The following is a 25,533-nucleotide window of genomic DNA, read 5'->3' as shown; positions in this document are numbered from 1 at the left end:
ATTTTTGTAATCCCATCCAAATTTCGGATATACGCAATGAAAACTGGTAAAGAACTGAAACCCGGTACAGTGATCCGTCTCGAAAACGACCCTTGGCTGGTTCAGAAAGCTGAGTTCACCAAGTCTGGTCGTAACAGCGCAATCATGAAGACCAAGCTGAAGAACCTGCTGACCGGTTACAAGACCGAGATCGTCTACAGCGCCGATGACAAACTGGACGACGTGATCCTCGACCGCAAGGAAGCGACCCTGTCCTTCATCAGCGGCGACACCTACACGTTCATGGACACCACCGACTACACCATGTACGAGCTGAACGCTGAAGATATCGAAGCTGTTCTGCCGTTCATCGAAGAAGGCATGGAAGACGTCTGCGAAGCTATTTTCTTCGAAGAGCGCCTGGTTTCCGTAGAGCTGCCGACCACTATCGTGCGTAAGGTTGCCTACACCGAAGGTTCCGCTCGCGGTGACACTTCGGGCAAAGTAATGAAGCCTGCCAAGCTGAGCAACGGTACCGAACTGCAAGTAGCCGATTTCATCGAAATCGACGACCTGATCGAGATCGACACCCGCGAAGGTGGTTCGTACAAAGGTCGCGCCAAGAAGTAATTCTGGCCCCGCCGATACGAAAAAAGCCCGACCTAGCGTCGGGCTTTTTCGTGGGCGCTGCTTTTTTACTTCAGGTGTTGCTTGAGCTCGTCGGATGCCTGCAGCAAGGCCGAACGCACCGCTGGTACCTGGCTGACCACATTGAGCAAGCCGTAGTCGTGGATCATGCCGTTGTAGCGCACGGCCGTCACTGGAACCCCGGCCTGGTCCAGCTTGCGCGCATAGGCTTCGCCTTCGTCACGCAACACGTCGGCACCGGCGGTCTGAATCAGCGCGGGCGGCAAGCCCTTGAGCTGATCCGCGGTCGCCCGCAGCGGCGAGGCGTAGATCTCGGCGCGCTGATTGGCGTCGGTGGTGTAGTTGTCCCAGAACCACTTCATCATGTTCCTGGTGAGGAAGTGCCCTTCGGCGTACTGGTTGTAGGACGCCGTCTCGAAATTGGCATCGGTCACCGGCCATAACAGCAGTTGGAACTTGATCGCAGGTGTGCCCTTGTCCTTGGCCATCAGGCTGACGACGGCTGCCATATTGCCGCCGACACTATTACCCGCGACCGCTAGGCGTTTGCCGTCGACGTTGATGTCCTTGCCATGCTCGGCGACCCACTTGGTTGCGCCGTAGGCTTGGTTGATCGCCACCGGATAGCGGGCTTCCGGTGAAGGCGTGTAGTTGACGAAGACCGCCACGGCCCCCGAACCCACCACCAGATCGCGCACCAGGCGCTCGTGAGTCGGGTAGTCCCCCAGCACCCAGCCGCCGCCGTGGAAGAACATGAACACCGGCAATGTGCCCTTGACCCCGGCTGGCCGCACGATGGTCAGGTCCAGCGGCTGGCCATCGACCTGAATGGTCTTCTGGCTCACGTCCGCCTTGGGCAGGGTCAACTTCACACCGGCCTGGGCACCCGTCAGTACGGCACGGGCTTGTGTGGGTGTCAGTTGTTCCATCGGTTTGCCAGTGCCGGCGTTCAACACATCCAGGAAGGCCTGGGTACTGTGTTCAACGTCGCCATTGGCGGCAAACGCGTGAGTGACGGACAGGGCGAGCAGGCTGCCGGTCAGCACGTTGGCAAATGTGTTCATGTTCTTCTCCAGTGACAGCGGCAGTGGTTAGACGGTTACGTGCAGGCGCACATCGACGTTGCCACGGGTGGCGTTGGAGTACGGGCAGACTTGGTGCGCAGCGTCGACCAGGCTTTGCGCATCGTCCTCGGCCAGGCCTGGCAGGCTGACGTGCAGGTCGATATCCAGGCCGAAACCGCCAGGGATCTGGCCGATGCCGACGTGGGCAGTGATCGAGGCATCATCCGGGATTTTGCGTTTGGTCTGGCTGGCGACGAATTTCAGGGCGCCGATAAAGCAGGCCGAGTAACCGGCGGCAAACAGTTGTTCCGGGTTGGTGGCCTGGCCGCCGGCGCCGCCCAATTCCTTGGGGGTGGAGAGTTTGACGTCGAGGATATTGTCGCTGGAAACAGCGCGACCATCACGGCCGCCGGTGGCGGTGGCTACTGCGGTATAGAGCGTTTGCATGGTGTCGTCCTCTTGGTTTTTAGCGCTAAAATTTTGCGCGCTAAGTAGTTGGTGAGGTAAATGTATAGCGCTAATGTTTAGTGCGCAAGATAAATGTATAAATATTTTTCAGTCGCTGCAAACCAATGTGGGAGGGGGCTCGCTCCCGATAGCGGTGTTTCAGTCAAAAGATTCGTCGACTGATAAACCGTCATCGGGATCAAGCCTCCTCCCACAGGTTGAGTGTTTTGCCGTGTTCAGATCGCGTTCTGCAGGTTGCCCCGCAACGCAAGCAAGTCAGCCTGCAGCTTGCGCAATTGGTCCAGCTCCAAACCGCTGGCGCCGAGAATGCACTGTGGAATACCCATGGCCTTTTCCTGCAAGGCGCGCCCGGCGCCGGTCAGTTCCACCACCACCACGCGCTCATCTTCACGGCTGCGGGTGCGGCTGAGCAGGCCTTCGGCTTCCAGGCGCTTGAGCAGTGGTGTCAGGGAGCCCGGGTCGGTCAGCAGGCGGCTGCTGATTTCTCCGACGGTCAAACCATCTTCTTCCCACAGCACCATCATGGCCAGATACTGCGGGTAGGTCAGGCCGAGGGCTTGCAGCAGCGGTTTGTAGACCTTGGTCATCAGCAGCGACGTGGAGTGCAGGGCGAAACACAGTTGGTTGTCCAGCAACAGGGATTCGCACGGGGCGGGATTTTTGCTCATGGTGGTGCCTCAAAAAAGCGTGTCTGCCTGGAATCTAGCGGGCAAATCTTTAATGCGCCAGATAATTTTGTGCGGGTGGTCAGACCAGTCCGCTTTGCAGGGCCAGATCCCAAGGCGGCACGGGGCTGAATCGGGACTTGAGGTATTCCAGCAGCAACCGGCTGCGCGCATTGGGCTGCTGTTCCAGGCGCAGTGCATAGATCCCGGTGGTCTCCGGGTTGGGCAGGCCGTCTTGGCAAAACAGCGGCAGTAACTCGCCGCGCACCAGGTACTCACTGGCCAGCCAGGTGGGGAGGTGGGCGATCCCCAGCCCGGCGAGGGCGCCCGATAACAACGCTTCAGCGTTGTTGGCGCTCATGCGGATGCGCCGCGGGCGATGCGTTGCACGTCGCCCGTCCAACTCGAAGCGCCACGCGAACATCGGCGCCAGGCCGTCCCAGTCCAGGCCGTCATGCTCGCTCAATTCGCGAGGGTGGGCCGGGGTGCCACGGCTTTTCAGGTAGGCCGGACTGGCGCAGGCGATGCGCACGATACTGGCCAGGGGCGTGGCGATCAGCCGTGTATCGACGATATGCCCGGCGCGCAGCACCAGGTCGACCTTGCCCAGATGCGCGCCCTGCATATCGACAAAGCTGTCGATCAGATGCAGGTGCACATCCAGCCCCGGGTACACATTCAGAAAGTCGGCGATCACGGGTGCCAGATGCCGTCGACCAAACGCTGCCGGTGCGTCCACGCGGATCAAGCCTTCGGGGGCATGGCTCAAGGAGACCGCTTCCGCCCGCGCCAGTTGCAGCTCGCTGACAATCCGTCGTGCCCGCTCGGCGAAGGCCAGGCCCGCCGGGGTCGGCACCACCGCGTGAGTGCTGCGCTGGAACAGGCGGCTGCCCACGGAGCTTTCCAGACTGTCGATGCGCCGCGCCACCGCCGAAGGGGTCAGCGGATGGCGACGGGCTGCGGCAGAAAAGCTGCCGGTTTCCAGTACATCGAGAAACAGGCTCAGTTGATCGGTCAGCGTGTTGGGATTCATCGATGCGCGCTTATGCGAGATTGGCACAGCCATTGTGCGTTGCTGTGCGTTTCCGCGCCAGGGTCGACTGCGTAGCATGCAGGGCCTGGGAATGTGGAGTAGCGAGCGGTGTTGGATTTAGCGGTTTACCTGGTATTGGGCGTGGCCCTCGGCACGGTCGGTGGCCTGTTTGGTATTGGCGGTGGGCTGATTGCGATCCCGGTCCTCGGCGTATGGTTCGGCCTGGACCAACAACTTGCCCAAGGCACGGCGCTGGTGATGGTGGTGCCCAACGTGATGCTCGCCCTGTGGCGTTACCACCAGCGCAATCGCATCGAACTGCGCCACGCCCTGCCGTTGGGCATCATGGGCTTCAGCTTTGCCTGGCTCGGCTCGATCTGGGCCGTGGGGCTGGACGCAGGCGCCATGCGCATCGGCTTTATCGTGTTCCTGCTGACGCTTTCGGCTTACAACCTGCTGCGCATGTTCACGCGAAATGCACCGCCGACGGCACACATGCGTTATGCCTGGCCCTGGCTTGGCGTGTTGGGCGCGGCGTCCGGTTCCATGGGCGGTTTGTTTGGGGTGGGCGGCGCGGTGGTGGCCACGCCGGTACTGACCAGTGTGTTCGGCACCACCCAGGTGGTCGCCCAGGGCTTGTCCCTGGCCTTGGCCCTGCCCAGTACCGGGGTGACCCTGGTCACCTATGCCTGGCACCACGAAGTGGACTGGCTGATCGGCATCCCCCTGGCCGTCGGTGGCCTGCTCAGTATCAGTTGGGGCGTGAAAGTCGCCCACGCCCTGCCGGAAAGGCTGTTGCGCGGCCTGTTCTGCGGCTTCCTGGTGCTGTGTGCGGTAATGCTGACCTTTAAAGTCTGAAGCCTTCGAGAATGTACTCGGCCAGGCAATCGGTGATCGGTGAGGCCATCAGGGGGTTACGCAGCAAACGCAGGTTCATTGACGGCAAGGGCGGTAACCCTTCCTCGCTGCCGAGTATGCGCAGGTCTGCAGTCACCAGGCTTTCCATGCTGACCATGGCCGCCAAGCCCGCGCTGACGACTGCCTGGATCGCCGCCCCATTGGTGCTGTGATAGGCAAGGCGATAATTGCGCTCGACCGAATCCAGTGCCCCAAGGGCCCACTGGGTATAAAGGCAGTCAGCACCGGAAATCGCCAGGGGCAGGGCGTCGTGCTCGTCTACGCAAAAGCACGGTGCTGCGGCCCATACCATGCGTTCGGAACGCAACAGCTCCCCGACATCATTCCCGGGCTCTCGGCTGATCACGGTCAGGGCCAGGTCCCGGCGCTGCATCAGCACCGTGGACGCCTCGCAGTGCATCTCAATCTGGATCAGCGGGTATGCCTTGGAAAACCGCTGGAGAATCCCCGGCAGGAAGCGCATCACGTAGTCATCCGGTGTACCGATGCGTACCAGCCCCACCATATGTGGCTCGCGCAGGGTGTTGAAGACTTCGCTGTGCAATTTCAAGATACGCCGCGCATAGCCCAGCAGCACTTGGCCCTCGGGGGTAAGCCGCACTTGCCGGCCATCGCGCTCGAACAGTTTGCGCTGCAGCACGTCTTCTTCCAGGCGCTTCATCTGCATGCTCACCGCCGATTGGGTGCGGTTGACCCGTTCACCGGCGCGGGTGAAACCGCCCTGGTCGGCGATGGCGACGAAAGTGCGCAGTACCTCAGTGTCGATGCTCGGGTAGCCGGACAATTGATCAATCTCCGAGATGTATTGCATAAGAAACATTCGTTGGATTGATCTTAAGGCCAGGCACACACTCGCGTCATCCCCATTGGAGGGCGAGAAGATGAAAGGTCAAAGAGGCTTTGTGTTGATGGCAAAACGTCCGTTTTCCGGGCTGTTTCACAGGATTGCCCGTTGGCAGGCGCTGCATGGGGAGCGTCAGGTCCTGGCCAGCTTGAGCGATGATGCGCTCAAGGACATCGGGCTCAATCGCGGCGACGTTGAGCAGGATCGCTATCTGCATTTCTGGCAAGACCCGCTGCGAAAATGACGCCGGATGCAGTAGGGTGGTTGGCGAGCCCACATGGAGAACCTCATGGCCGCCGACCTGTCTTTTTCCCTCAAGCAAGCTCGGCGCATGGCGCTGGCGGCCCAGGGATTTTCCGGGCGCCAGGCGCCCGTACTGATAAAAGCTGCGCACATCAACCGCGTGATCGAGCGCTTGGGCGTGTTGCAGATTGACTCGGTCAATGCGCTGGTGCGCTCTCATTACTTGCCGCTGTTTTCCCGCCTGGGCGGTTACTCGCCGTTGATGCTTGAACAGGCGGCCTGGAGCCAGGGCCGGCGGCGTTCGCTGTTTGAGTATTGGGGGCACGAGGCCTCGTTGCTGCCGATGGCGTTGTATCCCTTGATGCGTTGGCGTATGGAGCGGGCGCGGCAGGGACGGGGAATCTATTCGCAGATGGCGCGCTTCGGTCGTGAGCAACAGGCCACGATCCAGCGCGTTTTGCAGACTGTCGAACAGCAGGGCGCGCTGGGCGCGGGCAGTTTGTCGACCCGCGAAGAGCGAGCCGGTCCCTGGTGGGACTGGAGCGATGAAAAGCATGCGCTTGAATGGCTGTTCGCCGCCGGCCTGGTTACCGTTGCCGGCAGGCGTGGCTTCGAGCGGCTCTATGACTTGCCCGAGCGCGTCATCCCTGGCGATATCCTCCAGCAGGCGCCGTTGACCGAGGCCGAGGCCCAGCGTGGCCTGTTGCTGCACAGCGCCACCGCCTTAGGTGTAGGCACCGAAAAAGACTTGCGCGACTACTTCCGTCTTGACCCCGCCGACAGTCGCAGTCGCCTGGCGGAATTGGTCGAGGACGGGCAATTGCAGGTGTGCCAGGTGCAAGGCTGGAAGCAGGCAGCCTACTGCCTGCCCGAGCCCAAAATGCCACGCAAGGTGTCGGCCAGCGCACTGCTGTCGCCCTTCGACTCGCTGGTCTGGGAGCGCAGCCGCACCGAGCGCCTGTTCGATTTCCGCTACCGCCTGGAGATCTACACCCCGCAACACAAGCGGGTGTACGGCTACTACGTGCTGCCGTTTTTGCACAACGAGCGGATCGCTGCACGTATCGACCTGCGGGCCGAACGCGCCAACGGGCGCCTGGCCGTGCATGGGGTGCACGAAGAGGAGTCGGGGCTGGATGATGAGGGGATGCAGGCGCTGGCCCTGAACCTGCGGCAAATGGCCGACTGGCTGGGGCTGGAACATATCCAGCTCAATTGCCAGCGGCCGAGTGCCGACCGGTTGCGGGCTGCGATGATCAGCGTTTGACCTGCTTCAATGTCTCGGCAATCAGGAATGCCAACTCCAGAGACTGATCAGCGTTCATCCGCGGGTCGCAATGGGTGTGATAGCGGTCCGACAAGCCATCTTCGGTGATCGGCCGTGCGCCGCCGATGCACTCGGTGACGTTCTGCCCGGTCATTTCGATATGAATCCCGCCGGCATAGGTGCCCTCGGCCTGGTGCACCTGGAAGAACTCCTTGACCTCGCCGAGGATCTGCGCAAAGTCGCGGGTCTTGTAGCCGCTGCTGGCCTTGATGGTGTTGCCGTGCATCGGGTCGGAGCTCCACAGCACCTGCTTGCCTTCGCGCTGCACCGCGCGAATCAGCTTGGGCAGGTGGTCGCCGACTTTGCCTGCACCCATGCGCGCGATCAGGTTGAGGCGGCCGGGGTCGTTGTCGGGGTTGAGGATGTCGATCAGGCGGATCAGGTCGTCCGGGTTCATGCTCGGGCCGACCTTCACGCCGATCGGGTTGTTCACCCCGCGCAGGAATTCGACATGGGCGCCATCCAACTGACGGGTGCGGTCGCCGATCCACAGCATGTGGGCCGAGCAGTCGTAGTAGTCGTTGGTCAGGCTGTCGCGGCGCACGAAGGCTTGTTCGTAGTTGAGCAGCAGCGCTTCATGGGCGGTGAAGAAGCTGGTTTCGCGCAACTGCGGCGAGCTGTCCATGCCGCAGGCGCGCATGAAGGCCAGGGTTTCGTCGATGCGGTCGGCCAACTGGCTGTATTTTTCCGCCAGGGCGGAGTTGGCGATAAAGTCCAGGTTCCACTTGTGCACCTGGTGCAGGTCGGCAAAACCGCCCTGGGCAAAGGCGCGCAGCAGGTTGAGGGTGGCGGTGGACTGGTGGTAGGACTGCAGCAGGCGGTCCGGGTCCGGCACGCGGCTTTTTTCGTCGAAACCAATGCCGTTGACGATGTCGCCACGGTAGGCGGGCAGGGTGATGCCGTCGAGGGTCTCATCGTTGGCCGAGCGCGGCTTGGCGAACTGGCCGGCCATGCGCCCGACTTTCACCACCGGGCAGCCGGCGGCGAAGGTCATCACGATGGCCATCTGCAGCAGCACCTTGAAGGTGTCGCGGATTTTTGCGGCGGAGAACTCGGCAAAGCTCTCGGCGCAGTCGCCACCTTGCAGCAGGAACGCGCGACCCTGGGTCACCTCGGCAAACTGACGGCGCAACTCGCGGGCTTCCCCGGCAAACACCAGCGGCGGATAGCTGGCCAGGCTCTGCTCCACTTGCAACAAGTGCGCAGCGTCCGGGTACTGGGGTTGTTGCTGGATTGGCAGGGCGCGCCAGCTGTCGGGGCTCCAGGGTTGGCTCATCATGAACTCGATTGGGTGGTTGACGGTCGGGCGCCAATGTTATCAGCAATTAGTGCGTGACCTGTTGCCGCCGGTTGGCCGACAATCGCGCCTTTGCCGTGGGGTAGACCCTTTAGGAGTAGTGATGAGCGAGGAGCGTGTCGAGCGCCTGCTGGCCGAAGTCCATGATGATTTCGGCATGATTCGTGTACTCGAGGTGGCCGATTACCGGTTTCTCGAGTTTGGCGACGCCATCGAGCAAAGCTGCGTGTTCACCGCTGACCCGAGCTGGCTGGAATACGACTACACCCGCGCGATGCTGATCGGCGCGTTGTGCCATGAGCAGCCGGAGAGCGCACTGTTCCTCGGCCTGGGAGCTGGCACCTTGACCCAGGCGTGCCTCAAGTTCCTGCCGCTGGAGGATGTCGAAGCCATCGAGCTGCGCCCCGATGTGCCGCGCCTGGCCATCGAATACCTGGGGCTGGATGATGATCCGCGCCTGTATATCCGCATCGGCGACGCCTTGGAATTGTTGGAGAGCGCTGAATCGGCGGACCTGATTTTCGTCGACCTCTACACGGATGTCGGTCCCGGCGTCGGACACCTGGCCTGGACCTTCCTGGAAAACTGCCAGAAGAAACTCAACCCCGGCGGTTGGCTGGTGATCAACCAGTGGGCGACCGATGATGGCAAACCTTTGGGCGCGGCGTTGCTGCGTGGTTTGTACCACCGGCATTATTGGGAACTGCCGGTGAAGGAGGGCAATGTGATCCTGTTGGTGCCTTCGGAGCTGGACCAGGCGCTGGATCTGGATGCGCTTTCTACTCGGGCTGAGTTGTTGGCGCCGCGTCTGGGTTATTCGTTGCAGCCGTTGATCAAGGCGATTCGTCCGGCTACATAAGCTAGATGCCCTTGAACACCCCCGGCCGCTTCTCGACCATCGCCCGCACGCCTTCCTTGGCATCCTCGCTGTTCAGCAATTTATCCACCATCGGCGGCAGCGCGGCGGCGGCAACGGTTTCGCCTTCCATGTGTGCCAGGCGGGCCGACATCAAGGTGGCCTGGACGCCAAGCGGGGCCTGGCGCGCGATGCGGCTGGCGAGTTCGATGGCGCGGGGCAGCAGGTCTTCACTGGCCATGACTTCCTGCACCAGGCCCAGGCGCAGGGCTTCATGGGCGTCGAATTCATCGCCGGTGAGCAGCCAGCGCATGGCGTTGCCCCAGCCGGCGATCTGATGAAAGCGCAATGTCGCGCCTCCAAACGGAAAAATCCCACGTTGCACTTCCATCTGCGCAAAGCGGGTATTGCTCGCGCACAGGTTGATATCCGCCGCGAGCATCAACTCGATACCGATGGTCAGGCAATAGCCCTGGGCCGCGACGATCACCGGTTTGCTGACCCTGGGGCCGGCGAAAACGCCCCAGGGATCGCAACCGCCCAGGGGCGGTTGCCAGCCTCCAGCCATCACAGCGCTGACATTGGCCAGGTCCAGGCCCGCGGTGAAGTGGTCGCCGTGGGCAAATACTACGGCCACCCGTGCTTCGTCATTTCGATCAAATTCGCCATAAGCCAGGCTCAGTTCATTGAGCAAGTCCAGGTCAAAGGCGTTGCGCTTGGCGACCCGATCCAGGCCCAACAGCAGGACATGGCCCTGGAGTTCACGGCTGACGCGGCTGCTGCTGGCTTGATTCATCGGGTGTTCCCTCGGGCGCAATGAAGGGTTTCAGACCAAAGGGTCTCGATGCAAGGTGAACCGTTTAAGCGTTATGACCAGCAGGGCCGGGCCTTTGAAAAATAGACCCTGCCGCGCTTATCTGCAAAGACTGTGATGCAGCGCGGTTTATCGGCGCCTGGCGATAAAAAAAGCTCCCTTTTTCAGGTATTTCCGGTATAGTGCGCGCCGGCCTTTAACCGGGCCGCGTTTAGGTAGCGCAATTCCCCGAAGTCAGCTTCGGCTGCACGTCCGCACAGCGGACTCTCCCTTGACGAATCTTTTTCATTCATTCGTTTTCGCAAATCCCCGCCGACAAAGCAGCCAGGGCGACTCTTGAGTCTCAACACGGCATGCGCAGCTTTGGAGCATGGGTCTTTGCGGATGCACTTAGAGGCAGACCCATGACCCAGGAAACCGGCGGCTTCGCCGCTTTTAATCTTAACCCGAACATTCTCGCTGCCGTCATCGCGACCGGCTACGAAGAACCTTCGGCGATTCAGCAGCAATCGATCCCGATCATCATGGCCGGCCAGGACATGATTGGCCAGGCGCAAACCGGTACCGGTAAAACCGCCGCGTTCGCCCTGCCTATCCTACACTGCATCGATCCTGCCAAGCGCGAACCGCAAGCCCTGATCCTGGCGCCAACGCGTGAGTTGGCGCTGCAAGTAGCAACCGCTTTCGAAACCTACGCCAAGCAAATGCCAGGCGTTACCGTTGTTGCCGTCTATGGCGGCGCGCCGATGGGCCCGCAACTGAAAGCCATCCGTAATGGCGCTCAGATTGTTGTTGCCACCCCGGGCCGTCTGTGCGACCACCTGCGTCGCGACGAGAAAGTCCTGTCGACCGTGAACCACCTGGTTCTGGACGAAGCTGACGAAATGTTGAAGCTGGGCTTCATGGATGACCTGGAAGTCATCTTCAAGGCACTGCCTCCGACCCGTCAGACCGTCCTGTTCTCGGCTACCCTGCCACAGTCGATCCGTGCCATTGCCGAACGCCATCTGCGCGATCCGCAACACGTGAAGATCCAGACCAAGACTCAGACCGTTACCGCGATCGAACAGGCTCACCTGTTGGTTCACGCTGACCAGAAGACCTCGGCTGTATTGAGCCTGCTGGAAGTCGAAGACTTCGACGCCCTGATCATGTTCGTGCGTACCAAGCAAGCGACCCTGGACCTGGCCAGTGCCCTGGAAGCCAAAGGCTACAAAGCCGCTGCGCTGAACGGTGACATCGCCCAGAACCAACGTGAGCGCGTGATCGACTCCCTCAAGGATGGCCGCCTGGACATCGTTGTGGCGACCGACGTAGCGGCTCGTGGTCTCGACGTGCCGCGTATCACCCACGTGTTCAACGTTGACATGCCTTACGATCCGGAATCCTACGTTCACCGTATCGGCCGTACCGGCCGTGCCGGTCGCGAAGGTCGTGCACTGCTGCTGGTGACGCCACGTGAGCGCCGCATGCTGCAAGTGATCGAGCGTGTAACCGGTCAGAAAGTCGCCGAAGTCCGCCTGCCGGATGCCCAGGCTGTTCTCGATGCCCGCATCAAGAAACTGACCAACAGCCTGTCGCCGCTGGTGGCTGACGCTGAATCGACCCACGGCGACCTGCTGGACCGCCTGACCGCCGATATCGGTTGCACCCCGCGTGCCCTGGCTGCAGCCCTGCTGCGCAAGGCTACCAACGGTCAGGCCCTGACCCTGGCGGCCATCGAGAAAGAGCGCCCACTGGTGCCGAACAACGCGCCACGCGGTGATCGTCCAGAGCGTACCGGCGACCGTCCGGACCGTGGTGATCGTGAGCGTCGCGCTCCGGTTCCATTGGCTGAAGGCCGTGCTCGTTGCCGTACCGCGCTGGGCGCACGTGATGGTATCGCTGCCAAGAACCTGCTGGGCGCTATCCTCAACGAGGGTGGCCTGGCACGTGAAGCCATCGGTCGCATCCAGGTCCGTGACAGCTTCTCCCTGGTGGAGCTGCCGGAAGACGGTCTGGAAAAACTGCTGACCAAGCTGAAAGACACCCGCGTTGCCGGCAAGCAATTGAAGCTGCGTCGCTACCGCGAAGATTGATCCGCCCTTGGGCTGATTGATCGCACATAAAAAATCCCCGACTGGTTCGGGGATTTTTTTGTCCGCTGTTAACCGAAGCGGTAGATGTCCATACCCAGCGCGCCCATGGTGAACCCCTGGTGTGCAACGCTGAAGTCACCCCCGGCGCCGCGCGCAAAGTACAGCGGCAACAAATGTTCATCGCTGGGATGATTGCGCACGGCGTGGGGCGCCTGGCGACGGTAATCATGCAAGGCCGCCTCGTCGTTGGCGGCGAGTGTCTCCACCATCCAGTCACGGAAGTCGCGTGCCCAAGGCTCGATACTCTCAGGTCCGGCCTGCCAGTTCAGCTCGCCCAGGTTATGGGTGATGCTGCCGGAGCCGATCAACAGTACGCCCTGTTCGCGCAAGCTGGCCAAGGCATGCCCGACGCGGGTTTGCAGGGCAGGGCCCATGTGACTGGGCAAGGAGACTTGCACCACTGGAATATCCGCTGCCGGGTACATCAGCGAGAGCGGCACCCAGGTGCCATGGTCAAAAGGGCGGCGCTCATCGATCCGCGCATTCAAGCCGTCGGCATGAAGCAGTTCGACAATTTCGTTGGCCAATTGCAAGTCGCCCGGTGCCGGGTACTGCACGGTGAACAGCTCCCGGGGGAAACCGCCGAAGTCGTGCCAGGTCTCGGGCGCAGCACTGCCGCTGACCAGCAGTTCCTGACTTTCCCAATGTGCCGACACCACCACAATTGCCTTCGGCCGCGGCAGTTCAGCGGCCAGGCGCTGCAGGGCGGGGCCGCTGGCGCCGGGTTGCAGGGCAAGCATGGGCGATCCGTGGGAGATAAACAGGCTGGGCAACATAAGGAAGGTCCTGAGGTTTAACATGGGCCCATCTTCAATCAGATCATTGATCTAAATCTAATATAAGTTTTAGCGCTTTTTGATCGAATTTTCGGAGGTGATTCCATGGAGCCCAAATTCTGGCAGGAGCGCTGGGCGCGCAATCAGATTGGCTTTCACCTGCCCGAGGTCAATCCTTACCTGCTGCGGTATTGGCCTGCGCTGGGCCTTGCCCAGGGCGCCAAGGTGCTGGTGCCGCTGTGTGGTAAAAGCCTGGACCTGATGTGGCTGACCAGCAACGGCTATCACGTATTCGGCGTTGAACTGTCGGAGCAGGCGGTAGAAGCCTTTTTCAGCGAGCAGAACCTGACGCCGCGCATCACTCGGCACGGCGTGTTCAAGGTGTACCAGGCTGATTTGATCGAAATATGGTGCGGCGATTTCTTTGCCTTGGACGCCGGGGCACTGGCTGACTGCACTGCGCTCTACGACCGTGCCGCACTGATCGCCCTGCCGCCGCTGATGCGCGCGCAGTACGCCGAGCAGTTGAACAGCCTGTTGCGGCCAGGCTGCCAGGGAATACTGATCACCCTGGACTACGACCAGACGCAAAAAGCCGGCCCGCCCTTTGCGGTGCCGGATGATGAGGTGAAGGTGCTGCTGGGTTTGCAGTGGAGCCTGGAGGTGCTCGAAGCCCAGGATATCCTGGGTGAGAGCTGGAAGTTCGTGCAGGACGGTGTCACGTGTCTTGAAGAGCGCGTTTATCGGCTCACCAAGGGGTAAAACCCGCGCGCAAAAAAGGGGCAATCCAATCGCCCCTTTTGCATTACCGGGTATCAGCCCCGACGACGCAGCGCGTCGATACGCTCTTCCAGCGGCGGGTGGCTCATGAACATGCGAGCCAGGCCCTGCTTGACACCACCGTTGATGCCAAAGGCGGTCAGGCTGTCGGGCATATGCACCGGCAGGCCCTGTTCGGAGCGCAGGCGCTGCAGCGCACTGATCATTGCACTGGTGCCAGCCAGGCGCGCGCCGGCTTCGTCTGCACGGAACTCTCGTTTGCGCGAGAACCACATCACAATCGCGCTGGCCAGGAAGCCCAGTACCACTTCGGCAAAGATGGTCGCTACGAAGTAGGCGATTCCGCGGCCGCCTTCGTTCTTGAAGATCACCTTGTCGACAAAGTTGCCGATGATCCGCGCAAAGAACATCACGAAGGTGTTCACCACGCCCTGCACCAGCGCAAGGGTAATCATGTCGCCGTTGGCTACGTGGCCGATCTCGTGCGCGAGGACCGCCTTCACCTCATCGGGTGAAAAGCGCTCGAGCAGCCCTTGGCTGACCGCCACGAGGGCGTCGTTCTTGTTCCAGCCCGTCGCAAAGGCGTTGGCCTCGTAAGCAGGGAAAATCCCGACCTCGGGCATTTTTATACCTGCTTCTTGAGACAACTGCTCCACGGTCTGCATCAGCCATTGTTCATGGCGGGTGCGTGGTTGAGTGATGATCTGGGTGCTGGTGCTCATCTTCGCCATCCACTTGGAGATGAACAGCGAGAACAGCGAACCGGCAAAACCAAAGACCGCACAGAAAATCAGCAGCTGATTGAGGTTCAGATCAACCCCGTTGGCCGCCATGAACCCGTTGAAGCCGAAAAGGCTCAGGGTGATGCTGGCAATCAGCACGACCGCCAGGTTGGTGGCCAAGAACAGCAGGATGCGCATCATGGTTGTAGAGTTCTCCTCATGCTTAATATGTCGCGTACTGCGGGGTATATAAGGTGCGGCTTGGGGTGATTCAACCGAGCGACTATTTCAAACTGTGTCCTACAGCCTGAATGTAGAGCCTTGAAGGGATTTTCCGATGACGAATGTTATCCGTGAAAAGCTATTTTTTGCCTTGCGGCCCCGTAACCACAGGGGCTTGTGGATGTAGAAACGCAAATGCAGTACGGGGAAAGTGCACAGCCAGAGAAGTGTTGCCAGATAATCGCTGTACGACCGAATGCCGGTCGTACAGCGCCACGTCGGTTACTGGCGATAGGACTTGAGGAAATTGCCGATACGGCCAATGGCCATGTCCAGGTCATCCACGCGGGGCAGGGTCACCACTCGGAAGTGATCCGGCCACGGCCAGTTGAACGCCGTGCCCTGGACCACCAGCAGCTTTTCCGAGAGCAGCAGGTCGAGCACGAATTTCTCGTCGTTGAGGATCGGGCAGACCTTCGGGTCGATCCTCGGGAAGGCGTACAGCGCGCCCATGGGCTTGACGCAGCTCACGCCCGGGATTGCATTGAGCAGCTCCCAGGTACGGTTGCGCTGTTCCAGCAGGCGGCCCTGGGGCAGGATCAGGTCATTGATGCTCTGGTAGCCGCCGAGGGCGGTCTGGATTGCGTGCTGGCTCGGCACGTTGGCGCACAGGCGCATGTTGGCCAGCATGTCGATGCCTTCGATGTAGCTCTGGGCATTGTGCTTGGGCCCGGAAATCGCGATCCAGCCGGAGCGGAAGCCCGCCACGCGGTAGGACTTGGAGAGGCCGTTGAAGGTCAGGCACAGCAGGTCCGGCGCCAGGGAACCGGTGCAGATATGCACCGCATCGTCGTAGAGGATCTTGTCGTAGATCTCGTCGGAGAACACCACCAGGTTGTGCTGGCGTGCCAGCTCGAGCATGCCCAGCAGCACTTCCCTGGAGTACACCGCACCGGTGGGGTTGTTCGGGTTGATGATCACCAGGGCCTTGGTGTTCGGCGTGATCTTGGCCTTGATGTCGGCCAGGTCCGGGAACCAGTCGGCGCCCTCGTCGCACAGGTAATGCACCGGGTGGCCGCCGGCCAGGGTCACGGCGGCGGTCCACAGTGGGTAGTCCGGTGCTGGCACCAGCACTTCGTCGCCGTTGTTGAGCAGGGCCTGCATGGACATCACGATCAGCTCGGACACACCATTACCCAGGTAGATGTCTTCGATGCCGACGCCTTCGACCTGCTTCTGCTGGTAGTACTGCATCACGGCCTTGCGCGCGCTGAACAGGCCCTTGGAGTCGCTGTAGCCCTGGGCGGTGGGCAGGTTGCGGATCACATCCTGGAGGATTTCATCCGGCGCTTCGAAACCAAAGGGCGCCGGGTTGCCGATGTTCAGCTTGAGGATGCGATGGCCTTCCTCTTCCAGGCGCTTGGCGTGCTTGAGCACCGGGCCGCGAATGTCGTAGCAGACGTTGGCGAGCTTGTTCGATTTGCTGACCTGCATGGCGATGTGATCCTGAAAATGAACGATCCAGACGGTGTGGGCACTACCGTACTGTGAATGCTGCAAGGTCCGCACCCATAAATACGTTTGAATGCCGGTAGCGCGGGTGCCAGACTGGCGTTTTGAAGAGGCGCAATCATACGTGCCGCCTGATCCGTGGAAAAGATACAGATCAGGCTTTTTCAGTTGCCGAGGTGTACCGATGGAAAAGTTGCAGAAAACCGTTGAAGAATGGAAGGCAATGCTCGATCCGGAGCAGTACAACGTGTGCCGTCTCAAGGGCACCGAGCGTCCTTTCAGCGGCAAGTACAATGAGACCCGGACCGATGGCGTGTATCACTGTATCTGCTGCAATGCGCCACTGTTCGATTCGACCACCAAGTTTGACTCCGGCTGCGGCTGGCCGAGTTTCTACGCGCCGATCGCCGACAGTGCAATGATCGAGATCCGTGACGTCAGCCACGGCATGATCCGCACCGAAGTCACCTGCGCCAAATGCGATGCGCATCTGGGCCATGTGTTCCCGGACGGTCCGCCGCCGACGGGGCTGCGGTATTGCATCAACTCGGTGTGCCTGGAGCTTGTACCCCGTTAACTAGACTGACGGCGGGCGCCTGTAGGAGCGAGCTTGCTCGCGAAAGTCGTCAACGATTACACGGGCATTCTGGTTCAGCCCGGTGTCCTTGAGTTTTTCGCGAGCAAGCTCGCTCCTACAGAGTGCTGATGAGGTGTCATCAGTGTGGTCAATTAAATTGCACGCAATTGAATTGCCTACTATGTTTCATCCTCTTTCTTCCTTATCGAGGCACTGCCATGAGCAACAACCTGCTGAGCATCCCTTGCACCACCATCAAGGGTGAGCAAAAGACCTTGGCCGATTTCGCCGGCAAGGCCGTCCTCGTGGTCAACACTGCCAGCAAATGCGGCTTCACCCCGCAGTACAAGGGCCTGGAGCAACTCTGGCAGCAGTACAAGGACCAGGGCCTGGTGGTATTGGGCTTTCCTTGCAACCAGTTCGGCAAGCAGGAGCCCGGTGACGAAGGTGCGATTTCCGAATTCTGCGAGCTGAACTTCGGTGTCAGCTTCCCGTTGTTCAAGAAGATCGACGTCAATGGCAGCGATGCCCATCCACTGTTCGTGCAACTGAAAAAACAGGCGCCGGGGCTGCTGGGGTCCAAGGGCATCAAGTGGAACTTCACCAAGTTCCTCATCGGCCGCGACGGCCAGGTGGTCAAGCGCTTCGGTCCTGCCACCAAGCCGCAGGACTTGACCCAAGAGATCGAAGCCTTGCTCAAATGACCGACTTGCCCAGTGTGTCCCTGGCCCTGGACAACCAGCTGTGTTTCAAGCTCTACGCTGCGTCACGCGCTGTCACCCGTGCCTATAAGCCGATGCTCGACCAGTTGGGTCTGACCTACCCGCAATATGTGGTGATGCTGGTGTTGTGGGAGTGGCACGCCACGCCTGCGCTGCAGCCGACGGTCAAGGCCCTGGGGGAGCGCCTGATGCTCGACTCAGGCACGCTGACGCCGCTGCTCAAGCGCCTTGAACAGCTTGAGTTAGTGACGCGTCGGCGCAGTGCCAGGGATGAGCGTGAAGTGCACTTGAGCCTGACCGAGGCCGGTGTGCAACTGCGGGACCAGGCCCATGGCCTGAAGACCCGCCTGTTGTGTGATCGCGGCATCGACCTGAATCAAGCCGATGCCTTGCGCGATGGTCTCGACCAGTTGCTTGTGCAACTTAAAGACTTGTCGTCCCAGGCACCCACAAGTCCAGCAGGGCATTGAGTTCTTCGCGGCGGAACGGCTTGGCCAGGTAATCATTCATCCCCGCCGCACGGCAGCGCTCGCGCTCTTCGGACAGGGCATTGGCGGTCAACGCGACAATCGGCAGGTCCGGCCAGCGTCCGCTGCGCCGAATCTGCCGGCTGGCCTCATAGCCATCCATCACCGGCATGTTGCAGTCCATCAGCACCATATCGAAGCGCTGTTCTTCAAGAAACTTGAGCGCTTCGCCACCGTGGGCGGCCACGATCACTTCGCAGCCCAGTTTGCTGAGCATGCCCTTGGCCACCAGTTGGTTGACCGGGTTGTCCTCCACCAGCAGGATGCGCGCCCGATGTGCGAGCGGTGCGGCATCCACTTGGACGGGGTCAAGCACCAGGTGCGCGTCGGTGCGTAAGTTGCGTTGCAGGATCTGGTACAGCGCGTTGCGGCTCAAGGGGCGTGCCTGTTGGTGCAACGGCGCCAGTGCCGCCACTTCTTCGCTGGGCATGAAGTTGCCATAGGCGGTCACCAGCAGGATGGGCGCGGTAATGCCCGGCCGTATGCGGAACAGGCATTCCGGGCAGTCGGTAATCAGCAGGTCGGGGGTTTGCCCGCTCAAATCGTCATCCATGGTGAAACAACGCAGGGACAGTCCCCAGCAGGGCAGCAGGGTCGTGAGCAACTCTGTCAGGCCGCTGCCGGCGTTGGTGATGGCGATGACCTCGCCTTTGAGAGGCGCTGGCTGCACTGCGGGCAAATGGGCGGGCAGTGGCAGGTCTGCGCAGAACTGGCTGCCAAAGCCCACTTCCGAGCTGATACTCAAGCGCCCCTTCATCGCTTCGCACAGGTTGTGCGTCAGTGCCAGGCCCAGGCCCGTCCCGCCATACTGGCGAGTGATGCCGGCGCCGGCCTGGGTGAACGGTTGGAAGATTTTCACCTGCGCTTCCTGCGCAATACCGATGCCGGTATCGCAGACTTCAATGCGTACGCCGCCGTCGTGGGTACCCAGGCGCACATCAACCCGACCAAAGCGGGTGAACTTCAAGGCGTTGGAGAGCAAGTTGCTGACAATCTGCCGCACACGGGTCGGGTCACCGAGCACCTGGGCCGGGAACTGCGGGTCGATCAGGCAGCTCAGCTCCACGCTCGGTGCGGCGTTCTGCGATAACAGGTTGGCGGTGTCTTCCACCAGCGCGCCGAGGTCGAAGGGGATGCGCTCCAGCTCCAACTGGCCGGCGTCGAACTTGGACAGGTCGAGAATATCGTTGAGCAGTTCCACCAGCACTTTGCCGGAGTCATGGGCGATAGACAGTTGCTGGCGTTGTTCGGCGTTCAACGGGCTGTCCAGCGACAGTGCGATCATGCCCAGCAGGCCGTTGAGCGGGGTGCGGATTTCGTGGCTCATGTTCGCCAGGAAGGCCGCCCGGGCCTGTGCCATGCCCAATGCATGCATCTTGGCGGCTTCCAGCTCATCGTTGGACTGGGTCAGCCGCTGGTTGCTGGCCTTGAGTTCAAGGGTGCGCGCGGACACGATATGTTCCAGTTGCCCCAGGTATTCGGTCAGCCGATCCTCGGCGTGGCGGCGCTGCTGGATTTCGGTTTCCATGTTTTCGAATTGCTGGTTGGCGACGTCCACCAGCACGCCGATTTCATCGTGCTCATGCCCTGGCGGGCAGTCCAGGCGTGCCTGCTTGCGGGTACTCAGCTCACGAATAATGCGCACCAGCGGTTGGGTCAGCATGACGTAGAACAGGCCCAGCAGAATCCCGGTCAGCAGCAGGCTACGCGCGAACCCGTTGAGCAGGGTGATCTCGGCGCGGCGCAGGAACCGGCTGCCAAAGGCGTAGGTGTCGACGTCCAGGCGCAGTACGCCAAGTGACTCGTTGGGCATGTGGCTCAGGAACAGTTGGTCTTCGAACTGGCGGTTGGCGCCAAACATGAAGTCACTGATAGGCCGGTAGGTGCTTTCCTTGCGTGGCCGGTCGACATCGGCCAGCACCACGCCGTTGTTGTCGATCAACTGCGCGCGAATGATGGCGGGGGAGTGCAGCAGGCCCAGGGTCAGTTCCTGGGCCAGTTCGGCATCGATGTTGTAGGCGATACGTGACGCGGGGTTATGGCTGATTTCGATCAGCGAACGTATTTCGCGGTTGATGGATGCGTCTTCGCTGGCATAATCAATGCCGATTTGGATCAGGCTGAGCAAGGTTCCCAAGACGAAACCGACCAGCACCGTCAATCTGGCTTGTTTATAAGACAAGCGGTGGGCGAACTTGATATCCATTGAGTGTTGAACCACTTCACGTTTCCCTTCGCCCGGCAAGCATAGCTGAACATCCACACGCCCAGGCCTGCCCGGCATGAAACGTTTTTTACGCAGCCCCAAGCGGTCTGTCGCAGGGTTGCCAATACGCCATCTTTTGCAAGAACTTGCCAGAGGAATAATCGTGGATTCTCGATTGAGTGCCTTTCTGGAGCGAGCCGATGCCGTGCTCGCCCGCCTGGAACCCTTGTTGCCCGCGCCGCGCCAAACCATCGACTGGAACCAGTGCCTGGCCGCCCGCTGGCAGCGTGAGGGCCGCAGTGGCTTCCTGTTGCCGCTGGACGTGAGCCTGGACATGCGCTTGTCCGACCTGATCGGCGTGGACAAGCAACGTGAAACCCTGGCGCGCAACACCCAGCAGTTCCTGGATGGCCTGCCTGCCAACCATGCGTTGCTGTGGGGGTCGCGGGGCACCGGTAAATCGTCCATGGTGCGCGCTTTGCTCGCTCAACACGCCAAGGCCGGTCTGCGCCTGATCGAAATCGAGCGTGACCACTTGGCCGACCTGCCGCGGGTGGTCGAGCAACTGCTCAAGTTGCCGCAACGTTTCATCCTGTTCTGCGACGACTTGTCGTTCGAAGCCGGCGAAGGCGACTATCGGGTGCTCAAGAGCGTGCTGGATGGCTCCCTGGAACAGGCCCCTGAAAACGTGCTGCTGTATGCCACGTCCAACCGCCGCCACCTGGTGCCGGAAAACCAGAGCGACAACGATAACTGGAAGCGCGTGGACGGTGAGTTGCACCCGAGCGAGGCGGTGGAAGACAAGATTGCCTTGTCCGACCGCTTTGGCTTGTGGCTGTCGTTCTACCCGTTCACCCAGGAACATTTCCTGGACGTGGTCGAGCACTGGATCGGCGAGCTGGCGAACAAGGCGGGTTTGCAGTGGCAGCGTGATGAGGACCTCGACATTCTCGCCGTGCGCTGGGCCACCGGGCGCGGCAACCGCAACGGTCGTTGCGCGTATCAATTCGCCCGTTACTGGGTGGGTCTCAAATTGCTGGAGCGTCAACCATGATCGATTTACAACAGGCCGGCACCGGCCTCGGTGGCTATGCCTTGCTGAGTGCCCAGCTGGAGTCGCTGCTGGCCGATGAGCGTGATTTCATCGCCAACAGCGCCCAGTTTTCGGCTTTCCTGTTCAGCCAGCTGGATGACCTGAACTGGGCGGGCTTTTACCTCAACCGCAATGAAGAGCTGGTGCTTGGCCCGTTCCAGGGGCAGATCGCCTGTGTGCGTATTCCGTTCGGCCGTGGGGTGTGCGGCGCGGCCGCGGCCTCGCGGCAAACCCAGCGAGTAGACGATGTGCACGCGTTCCCCGGGCATATCGCCTGTGACAGCGCGTCCAACAGCGAACTGGTGGTGCCACTGGTCAAGGACGGCACATTGATTGGTGTCCTTGACCTCGATAGCCCGTCGTTGGCCCGCTTTACCCCCCAGGATCAGGCCGGTATCGAACAGCTGGCGGCGATTTTCCTGCGTTTGACCGACTGCTGATCGAAATAGGGGCGCAGCCCCGCCCCTTATCGGCCATCCAGTTCGTCAAGCCGCACTTGCAGCATCCTCTCCAACTCCAGCATCAGCTTCTCCAGGGATTTCACCCCCGCTTCGATCAGGGGCCGATCATCGCCCCGGGCACAGGCCTGTTCGACGGCTTCGCATTGCGAGGCCAGCGCAGAGGCTTGAACGATGCGCGCGGCCCCCTTGATCTTGTGAGCCTGTTCGATGATCTCTTCGGGCAAGGCCTGCGCAGCGATCAGTGCAACCAACTCCTGGCGATCCTGGCGACTGCTGCTCAGCAACTCCTCCAGCAAGAGACGGCTCATGTGCGGATCGCCACCGGTGAGGGCCTCGAAGTTGCCGATGTCCAGGGTCATGCCGCTGGGTTGAGGACTGATTTTCGCCAGTTGCAGCTCCAGCGCCGTAAGATTGATGGGTTTGAACAGGCAGTCATTCATGCCCGCCTGCGCACAGCGTTGTTTCTCTTCGGGCTGGGCATTGGCGGTAAAACCCAGTACCACGCAAGGCGTCAGTTGTTCGCGCTCCTCGTATTCGCGGATCGAACGACTCAGTTCGTAGCCATTCATGATCGGCATGTTGCAATCGGCGATCACCAGGTCAAAGTGCTCCTGGCGCCAGGCCTGGAAGCCGGAGGCGCCGTTCCGGGCGGCGGTGTACTGATGGCCCAGGTAGCCGAGCTGCTGGCACATCAACAGGCGATTCGCCGGATGATCGTCCACCACCAGCACATTGAGCACCGGCACGTTCGAGGTCTCGGCGGGCTTGGGTTCTTCGGCCACCTGCAGCGCCTGCAGGCGATTCATCTTCAGGCTCACATGCACCTGGGTGCCCACCATGGGCACGCTGCTCAGGCTCAGTTGCCCGCCCATCATCGCGCACAGGCTGCGACAGATCACCAGCCCGAGGCCCGCACCGCTCCTGGCCAGCTGTCCTGAGTTGTCCGCCTGGGCAAAGGGTTCGAACAGGCGCATCTGGTCGTCCCGGCTGATACCGATGCCGGTGTCCTCCACCACCAGTTTCATCTCGACCTGCTGCGGCAGTTCGGTGGCCGATACTTCCACCTTGATCTTTACCTGGCCACGTTCGGTGAACTTGATGGCGTTGCTGATCAGGTTGGACAGCACCTGCTTGAAGCGCAGCGGGTCGATCAGCACTTCGGTGTGTTCCAGATCAGGCGTGAACTCCAGCAACAGGCTAAGGGTCTTCTGGCGTGCCAGGCCGTCGAAGACACGCACCACCGACTCGATCACCTCCCTCAGGTTGACGCGTTCCGGTGCCAGGCTGAGGCGACCGGATTCAATCCGCGCGATGTCCAGGATGTCGCCGATAAGCTCCAGCAGATCCTTGGCCGAGTTGTAGGCGACTTCGATGGCCGGGCGGTCGAGGTGGCCCTGGTCCGCCCGCTTGAGGGTCAGCTCGAGCATGCCGATCACCGCGTTCATCGGTGTGCGGATTTCGTGGCTCATGGTGGCGAGGAACGTGCTCTTGGCCCGATTGGCTTCGTCGGCTCGCTCCTTGGCGGTGCGGAGTTCGTCGAACAACTGGCGTCGCTCACTGATATCGATCCAGCCACCGATGATGCCCTGGACTTCACCGACGGAGTCGCGGTACGGCAGGATCCAGTGGTAGATCGTCAGTTTTTTTCCGCGAATATGCAGGGTGCGGTCCAGGATCAACGGGTTGCCCTCGGCCACCACGCGCTGATAGTCGGCATGGTATTGCGCCGCCTCGACTGCGAGGGCTGTGCTGATCTGGACCGCGCTTTTACCTATCACGTCCTCGCGCTTGACGTCGAACGCCTGCAGGTAACTGTCGTTGCAGGTCTGCAGCAGCCCCTTGTTGTCACGCACGTAGATCGGGTGTGGGGTTTCATTGACCAGGGCGCGCATGAACTCGAACTGATCATTGAGGGCGCGCTCGGCCATTTTGCGGTGCTTGATCTGGCGGCGCATGTACGCGTTCCAGCTCAGGGAAATCAGCAGCAGCAGGCCGGTCCCGATGACGATGCGCGCAATCAGTTGGTGATAGTCGCGCCAGTAACTGTCCGAGGCCGCGGTATAACCGCGCCAACGACTGTTGATCACGCCCAGTTCGTCCGGGGCGATGCTGAGCAACGCCTTGTCGAGAATCGAGCTGAGTTCGGTGGCGCTGCGGGATGTCGCCAGCCCGAAGGTGGCCGGCATCGTGCCAATGCTGAAGCTGATTTGGATCTTGTCCTGGAGTATCTGCGAGGACAGGAAGTAATTGGCGACCACCAGGGTATTCACCGCGCCCTCTACATGGCCTTGTACCAGCAGTTCGGCTGACTTGAACGTATCGCCGGTATCTACCAGCTGAATCTTTGGGAAGTGCTCACGCAGGAATTTTTTCAGCGGACTGCCCTGCGTGATTGCCAGGCGCTTGCCCTCCATTTCCTCCAGGCCCGTAGGGGCCTGGCCGTCCTTGCGTGTCAGCATCACGTAGGAGTTTTCCAGGTAGGGACGACTGAAGTTCAGTTGGGCTTCTCGCTCGACGCTGGGGATGATTGCGCCGACGATGTCCGCTTTGCCGCTCTCTACATGCTCGATCATGGTGTTCACATCACGCCCGCGCTGGATCTCGAAGCGCAGCCCGGTGCGTAGGCGAATCAGTTCCAGCAGGTCGGCGGTAATGCCGCGAAAATTGCCATCGGCGTCGAAGAAGGTCAGCGGCGCAAAGGTAGGGTTCACGATCACTTTGACGACCGGGTTCTCCCTCAGCCAACGTTCTTCGCGAAGGGTCAGTTGCAGCTTTTGGTCGGTCAGGAGGATGTCGCTGCCGGCACTCCAGCGTTTGGCAATGGTTTCCCGTTCGGCAGCGGGCACGGCCCTCAGGACGGCGTCGACGATGCTCAACAGCGTCTGCTGTTCCTGGGGCATGGCAAAGCTGAATCCATAGGCTTCATGTTTGCCGAAGTTCGCCATGCGAATGTTTTTCAGGTAACCCTTGTTGATCATGTAGTGGGTGGAAATGGTATCGCCGAGAAAGACGTCTGCCTGGTCGAAGGCCACTGCATTCAAGGCGTTTTGATAAGAAGGGTAGGCACGGATGATTGCCTTGGGGTAGAGCCTTTCCACTTCGTGCAGTGGCAGATAGTGATAGACCAGTGCCAGGCGCATGCCGGCCAGCCCATCAGCCAGGCTGCGGGTTTCGCCTTCGCGGGTCACCAGCACTGGCCGGTCCACGGCGTACGGCTCCGACAGGGTCAGGTTGGGATTTGCCGCTTCAAAGCTGTTGGAGGAACCCAGTAAATCGATTTCACCCGCTTCGAGGGCATGAATGGCGGCCTCTCGGGAGGGGTAGCGCAACACTTTTACCGGCACGTCCAGCGCCATTGCCAGCAAGCCGGCGTAGTCGGCGGTGAGTCCCTCATAGTCACGCCCGCTGGAGGTGAGGTCAAAAGGCGGGTAGTCAGGAAACGCCGCGCCCAGTACCAGTTCGCGTTTGTTCTGGAGCCATTGGCGCTGGGCCTTGTTCAGGTAGGGTTCCAGCTGCACGGAGCTCGCACGACTCAAAAGGTTGAAATGCTCCGGGCTCGCTGGAGGGGTGGCAGGCACGGCGGTGCTGAAGCACAAACCGGCACTCAATATAATCAAATAGTCCTTTATACGTCTGGGCAT

24 protein-coding genes are annotated in these 25,533 nt (G+C 60.8%); 12 read left to right on the top strand and 12 right to left on the bottom strand.

The window, feature by feature from the left end:
- The first annotated feature begins 36 nt into the window (after positions 1–36).
- Positions 37–609 carry an elongation factor P gene (locus tag Q8X51_RS28185; protein WP_003172723.1) on the top strand — a complete coding sequence of 191 codons (573 nt, stop codon included), beginning with the start codon at positions 37–39 and terminating at the stop codon, positions 607–609.
- Positions 610–674: 65 nt separating this feature from the next.
- Here the strand turns inward: Q8X51_RS28185 and Q8X51_RS28180 are convergent, their stop codons facing one another.
- The 4 genes from Q8X51_RS28180 to Q8X51_RS28165 form a co-directional block, all read right to left on the bottom strand.
- Positions 675–1,691 carry an alpha/beta hydrolase gene (locus tag Q8X51_RS28180; RefSeq protein WP_074844657.1) on the bottom strand — a complete coding sequence of 339 codons (1,017 nt, stop codon included), beginning with the start codon at positions 1,689–1,691 and terminating at the stop codon, positions 675–677.
- A gap of 27 nt (positions 1,692–1,718) precedes the next feature.
- The gene (locus Q8X51_RS28175) at positions 1,719–2,138 is read right to left on the bottom strand and encodes an organic hydroperoxide resistance protein (protein WP_027606987.1); all 420 of its coding nucleotides are present in this window, start codon (positions 2,136–2,138) and stop codon (positions 1,719–1,721) included.
- Positions 2,139–2,374: 236 nt separating this feature from the next.
- Positions 2,375–2,827 carry a MarR family winged helix-turn-helix transcriptional regulator gene (locus Q8X51_RS28170; RefSeq protein ID WP_027606988.1) on the bottom strand — a complete coding sequence of 151 codons (453 nt, stop codon included), beginning with the start codon at positions 2,825–2,827 and terminating at the stop codon, positions 2,375–2,377.
- Positions 2,828–2,906: 79 nt separating this feature from the next.
- A complete protein-coding gene (locus Q8X51_RS28165) occupies positions 2,907–3,857 on the bottom strand; it encodes a LysR family transcriptional regulator (protein WP_065924436.1) in 951 nt (316 codons plus the stop codon).
- Positions 3,858–3,965: 108 nt separating this feature from the next.
- Here Q8X51_RS28165 and Q8X51_RS28160 point away from each other — a divergent pair, with 108 nt between their 5' ends.
- A complete protein-coding gene (locus tag Q8X51_RS28160) occupies positions 3,966–4,715 on the top strand; it encodes a sulfite exporter TauE/SafE family protein (protein ID WP_074844663.1) in 750 nt (249 codons plus the stop codon).
- Here the strand turns inward: Q8X51_RS28160 and Q8X51_RS28155 are convergent.
- Positions 4,705–5,586, bottom strand: coding sequence for a LysR family transcriptional regulator (locus Q8X51_RS28155; RefSeq protein WP_407693936.1), 882 nt, complete (start codon positions 5,584–5,586; stop codon positions 4,705–4,707). The genes Q8X51_RS28160 and Q8X51_RS28155 overlap by 11 nt on opposite strands.
- A gap of 70 nt (positions 5,587–5,656) precedes the next feature.
- Here Q8X51_RS28155 and Q8X51_RS28150 point away from each other — a divergent pair, with 70 nt between their 5' ends.
- Positions 5,657–5,863: a DUF1127 domain-containing protein gene (locus tag Q8X51_RS28150; RefSeq protein ID WP_407693937.1), complete on the top strand. Its 207-nt coding sequence runs from the start codon at positions 5,657–5,659 to the stop codon at positions 5,861–5,863.
- A 45-nt stretch (positions 5,864–5,908) separates the two neighbouring features.
- Positions 5,909–7,129, top strand: a complete 1,221-nt coding sequence (locus Q8X51_RS28145; RefSeq protein WP_315871336.1) for a winged helix-turn-helix domain-containing protein — start codon at positions 5,909–5,911, stop codon at positions 7,127–7,129.
- Here the strand turns inward: Q8X51_RS28145 and Q8X51_RS28140 are convergent.
- A complete protein-coding gene (locus Q8X51_RS28140) occupies positions 7,119–8,465 on the bottom strand; it encodes a class II 3-deoxy-7-phosphoheptulonate synthase (RefSeq protein ID WP_027606994.1) in 1,347 nt (448 codons plus the stop codon). The two genes, Q8X51_RS28145 and Q8X51_RS28140, sit on opposite strands and share 11 nt — an antisense overlap.
- A gap of 124 nt (positions 8,466–8,589) precedes the next feature.
- Between Q8X51_RS28140 and Q8X51_RS28135 the strand changes: the two genes are divergently transcribed.
- A complete protein-coding gene (locus Q8X51_RS28135; RefSeq protein ID WP_065939972.1) occupies positions 8,590–9,345 on the top strand; it encodes a spermidine synthase in 756 nt (251 codons plus the stop codon).
- Position 9,346: 1 nt separating this feature from the next.
- On the opposite strand, the gene Q8X51_RS28130 is transcribed toward Q8X51_RS28135, so the two are convergent.
- Positions 9,347–10,138 (bottom strand): crotonase/enoyl-CoA hydratase family protein, encoded by a 792-nt coding sequence (locus Q8X51_RS28130; RefSeq protein WP_065924442.1) that lies wholly within the window; start codon positions 10,136–10,138, stop codon positions 9,347–9,349.
- A 422-nt stretch (positions 10,139–10,560) separates the two neighbouring features.
- Here Q8X51_RS28130 and Q8X51_RS28125 point away from each other — a divergent pair, with 422 nt between their 5' ends.
- Positions 10,561–12,234: a DEAD/DEAH box helicase gene (locus Q8X51_RS28125; protein ID WP_027606997.1), complete on the top strand. Its 1,674-nt coding sequence runs from the start codon at positions 10,561–10,563 to the stop codon at positions 12,232–12,234.
- 68 nt (positions 12,235–12,302) lie between these two features.
- On the opposite strand, the gene Q8X51_RS28120 is transcribed toward Q8X51_RS28125, so the two are convergent.
- The gene (locus tag Q8X51_RS28120) at positions 12,303–13,070 is read right to left on the bottom strand and encodes a DODA-type extradiol aromatic ring-opening family dioxygenase (protein ID WP_407693938.1); all 768 of its coding nucleotides are present in this window, start codon (positions 13,068–13,070) and stop codon (positions 12,303–12,305) included.
- Between the two features lie 105 nt (positions 13,071–13,175).
- Between Q8X51_RS28120 and Q8X51_RS28115 the strand changes: the two genes are divergently transcribed.
- The gene (locus Q8X51_RS28115) at positions 13,176–13,832 is read left to right on the top strand and encodes a thiopurine S-methyltransferase (protein WP_407693939.1); all 657 of its coding nucleotides are present in this window, start codon (positions 13,176–13,178) and stop codon (positions 13,830–13,832) included.
- A 53-nt stretch (positions 13,833–13,885) separates the two neighbouring features.
- Here the strand turns inward: Q8X51_RS28115 and htpX are convergent, their stop codons facing one another.
- A complete protein-coding gene (gene htpX, locus Q8X51_RS28110; protein ID WP_027607000.1) occupies positions 13,886–14,773 on the bottom strand; it encodes a protease HtpX in 888 nt (295 codons plus the stop codon).
- A 303-nt stretch (positions 14,774–15,076) separates the two neighbouring features.
- Entirely contained in the window at positions 15,077–16,288 is a 1,212-nt protein-coding gene (locus Q8X51_RS28105) for a pyridoxal phosphate-dependent aminotransferase (RefSeq protein WP_065924445.1), read from the bottom strand.
- Positions 16,289–16,490: 202 nt separating this feature from the next.
- Here Q8X51_RS28105 and msrB point away from each other — a divergent pair, with 202 nt between their 5' ends.
- The 3 genes from msrB to Q8X51_RS28090 all read left to right on the top strand — a co-directional run bounded on the left by msrB (position 16,491) and on the right by Q8X51_RS28090 (position 18,075).
- Positions 16,491–16,883: a peptide-methionine (R)-S-oxide reductase MsrB gene (gene msrB / locus Q8X51_RS28100; protein WP_065924446.1), complete on the top strand. Its 393-nt coding sequence runs from the start codon at positions 16,491–16,493 to the stop codon at positions 16,881–16,883.
- A gap of 218 nt (positions 16,884–17,101) precedes the next feature.
- Positions 17,102–17,587 carry a glutathione peroxidase gene (locus tag Q8X51_RS28095; protein WP_027607003.1) on the top strand — a complete coding sequence of 162 codons (486 nt, stop codon included), beginning with the start codon at positions 17,102–17,104 and terminating at the stop codon, positions 17,585–17,587.
- Positions 17,584–18,075 carry a MarR family winged helix-turn-helix transcriptional regulator gene (locus Q8X51_RS28090; protein ID WP_065947252.1) on the top strand — a complete coding sequence of 164 codons (492 nt, stop codon included), beginning with the start codon at positions 17,584–17,586 and terminating at the stop codon, positions 18,073–18,075. The genes Q8X51_RS28095 and Q8X51_RS28090 overlap by 4 nt, the downstream gene beginning before the upstream one ends.
- Here the strand turns inward: Q8X51_RS28090 and Q8X51_RS28085 are convergent.
- A complete protein-coding gene (locus Q8X51_RS28085; protein WP_065924448.1) occupies positions 18,029–20,338 on the bottom strand; it encodes a hybrid sensor histidine kinase/response regulator in 2,310 nt (769 codons plus the stop codon). The genes Q8X51_RS28090 and Q8X51_RS28085 overlap by 47 nt on opposite strands.
- 163 nt (positions 20,339–20,501) lie before the next feature.
- On the opposite strand from Q8X51_RS28085, the gene Q8X51_RS28080 reads away from it, so the two are divergent.
- Both Q8X51_RS28080 and Q8X51_RS28075 read left to right on the top strand, forming a co-directional pair.
- The gene (locus Q8X51_RS28080; RefSeq protein WP_027607006.1) at positions 20,502–21,392 is read left to right on the top strand and encodes an ATP-binding protein; all 891 of its coding nucleotides are present in this window, start codon (positions 20,502–20,504) and stop codon (positions 21,390–21,392) included.
- Positions 21,389–21,871: a GAF domain-containing protein gene (locus Q8X51_RS28075; RefSeq protein ID WP_065924449.1), complete on the top strand. Its 483-nt coding sequence runs from the start codon at positions 21,389–21,391 to the stop codon at positions 21,869–21,871. Before Q8X51_RS28080 ends, Q8X51_RS28075 begins: the two co-directional genes overlap by 4 nt.
- Before the next feature lie 26 nt (positions 21,872–21,897).
- Here the strand turns inward: Q8X51_RS28075 and Q8X51_RS28070 are convergent, their stop codons facing one another.
- Positions 21,898–25,533, bottom strand: a complete 3,636-nt coding sequence (locus tag Q8X51_RS28070; RefSeq protein WP_074844672.1) for a transporter substrate-binding domain-containing protein — start codon at positions 25,531–25,533, stop codon at positions 21,898–21,900.

The organism is Pseudomonas sp. Yb2C2 (genome assembly GCF_052112325.1).
Classification (GTDB): Bacteria; Pseudomonadota; Gammaproteobacteria; order Pseudomonadales; family Pseudomonadaceae; genus Aquipseudomonas; species Aquipseudomonas marginalis.
Note: the sequence above shows the minus strand (reverse complement) of the source record. Positions and strands in the feature narration are given on the sequence as shown.

Bases quoted from the DNA above. Each gene is read 5' to 3' on its own strand.
- Q8X51_RS28180 (WP_074844657.1), bottom strand. From the start codon at position 1,691: ATGAACACATTTGCCAACGTGCTGACCGGCAGCCTGCTCGCCCTGTCC.
- Q8X51_RS28145 (WP_315871336.1), top strand. From the start codon at position 5,909: ATGGCCGCCGACCTGTCTTTTTCCCTCAAGCAAGCTCGGCGCATGGCG.
- Q8X51_RS28085 (WP_065924448.1), bottom strand. From the start codon at position 20,338: ATGGATATCAAGTTCGCCCACCGCTTGTCTTATAAACAAGCCAGATTG.
- Q8X51_RS28170 (WP_027606988.1), bottom strand. From the start codon at position 2,827: ATGAGCAAAAATCCCGCCCCGTGCGAATCCCTGTTGCTGGACAACCAA.
- Q8X51_RS28090 (WP_065947252.1), top strand. From the start codon at position 17,584: ATGACCGACTTGCCCAGTGTGTCCCTGGCCCTGGACAACCAGCTGTGT.
- Q8X51_RS28175 (WP_027606987.1), bottom strand. From the start codon at position 2,138: ATGCAAACGCTCTATACCGCAGTAGCCACCGCCACCGGCGGCCGTGAT.
- Q8X51_RS28185 (WP_003172723.1), top strand. From the start codon at position 37: ATGAAAACTGGTAAAGAACTGAAACCCGGTACAGTGATCCGTCTCGAA.
- Q8X51_RS28165 (WP_065924436.1), bottom strand. From the start codon at position 3,857: ATGAATCCCAACACGCTGACCGATCAACTGAGCCTGTTTCTCGATGTA.
- Q8X51_RS28070 (WP_074844672.1), bottom strand. From the start codon at position 25,533: ATGCCCAGACGTATAAAGGACTATTTGATTATATTGAGTGCCGGTTTG.
- Q8X51_RS28120 (WP_407693938.1), bottom strand. From the start codon at position 13,070: ATGTTGCCCAGCCTGTTTATCTCCCACGGATCGCCCATGCTTGCCCTG.
- Q8X51_RS28150 (WP_407693937.1), top strand. From the start codon at position 5,657: ATGAAAGGTCAAAGAGGCTTTGTGTTGATGGCAAAACGTCCGTTTTCC.
- Q8X51_RS28115 (WP_407693939.1), top strand. From the start codon at position 13,176: ATGGAGCCCAAATTCTGGCAGGAGCGCTGGGCGCGCAATCAGATTGGC.
- Q8X51_RS28140 (WP_027606994.1), bottom strand. From the start codon at position 8,465: ATGAGCCAACCCTGGAGCCCCGACAGCTGGCGCGCCCTGCCAATCCAG.
- Q8X51_RS28135 (WP_065939972.1), top strand. From the start codon at position 8,590: ATGAGCGAGGAGCGTGTCGAGCGCCTGCTGGCCGAAGTCCATGATGAT.
- Q8X51_RS28130 (WP_065924442.1), bottom strand. From the start codon at position 10,138: ATGAATCAAGCCAGCAGCAGCCGCGTCAGCCGTGAACTCCAGGGCCAT.
- Q8X51_RS28125 (WP_027606997.1), top strand. From the start codon at position 10,561: ATGACCCAGGAAACCGGCGGCTTCGCCGCTTTTAATCTTAACCCGAAC.
- Q8X51_RS28095 (WP_027607003.1), top strand. From the start codon at position 17,102: ATGAGCAACAACCTGCTGAGCATCCCTTGCACCACCATCAAGGGTGAG.
- Q8X51_RS28075 (WP_065924449.1), top strand. From the start codon at position 21,389: ATGATCGATTTACAACAGGCCGGCACCGGCCTCGGTGGCTATGCCTTG.
- msrB (WP_065924446.1), top strand. From the start codon at position 16,491: ATGGAAAAGTTGCAGAAAACCGTTGAAGAATGGAAGGCAATGCTCGAT.
- Q8X51_RS28105 (WP_065924445.1), bottom strand. From the start codon at position 16,288: ATGCAGGTCAGCAAATCGAACAAGCTCGCCAACGTCTGCTACGACATT.
- htpX (WP_027607000.1), bottom strand. From the start codon at position 14,773: ATGATGCGCATCCTGCTGTTCTTGGCCACCAACCTGGCGGTCGTGCTG.
- Q8X51_RS28155 (WP_407693936.1), bottom strand. From the start codon at position 5,586: ATGCAATACATCTCGGAGATTGATCAATTGTCCGGCTACCCGAGCATC.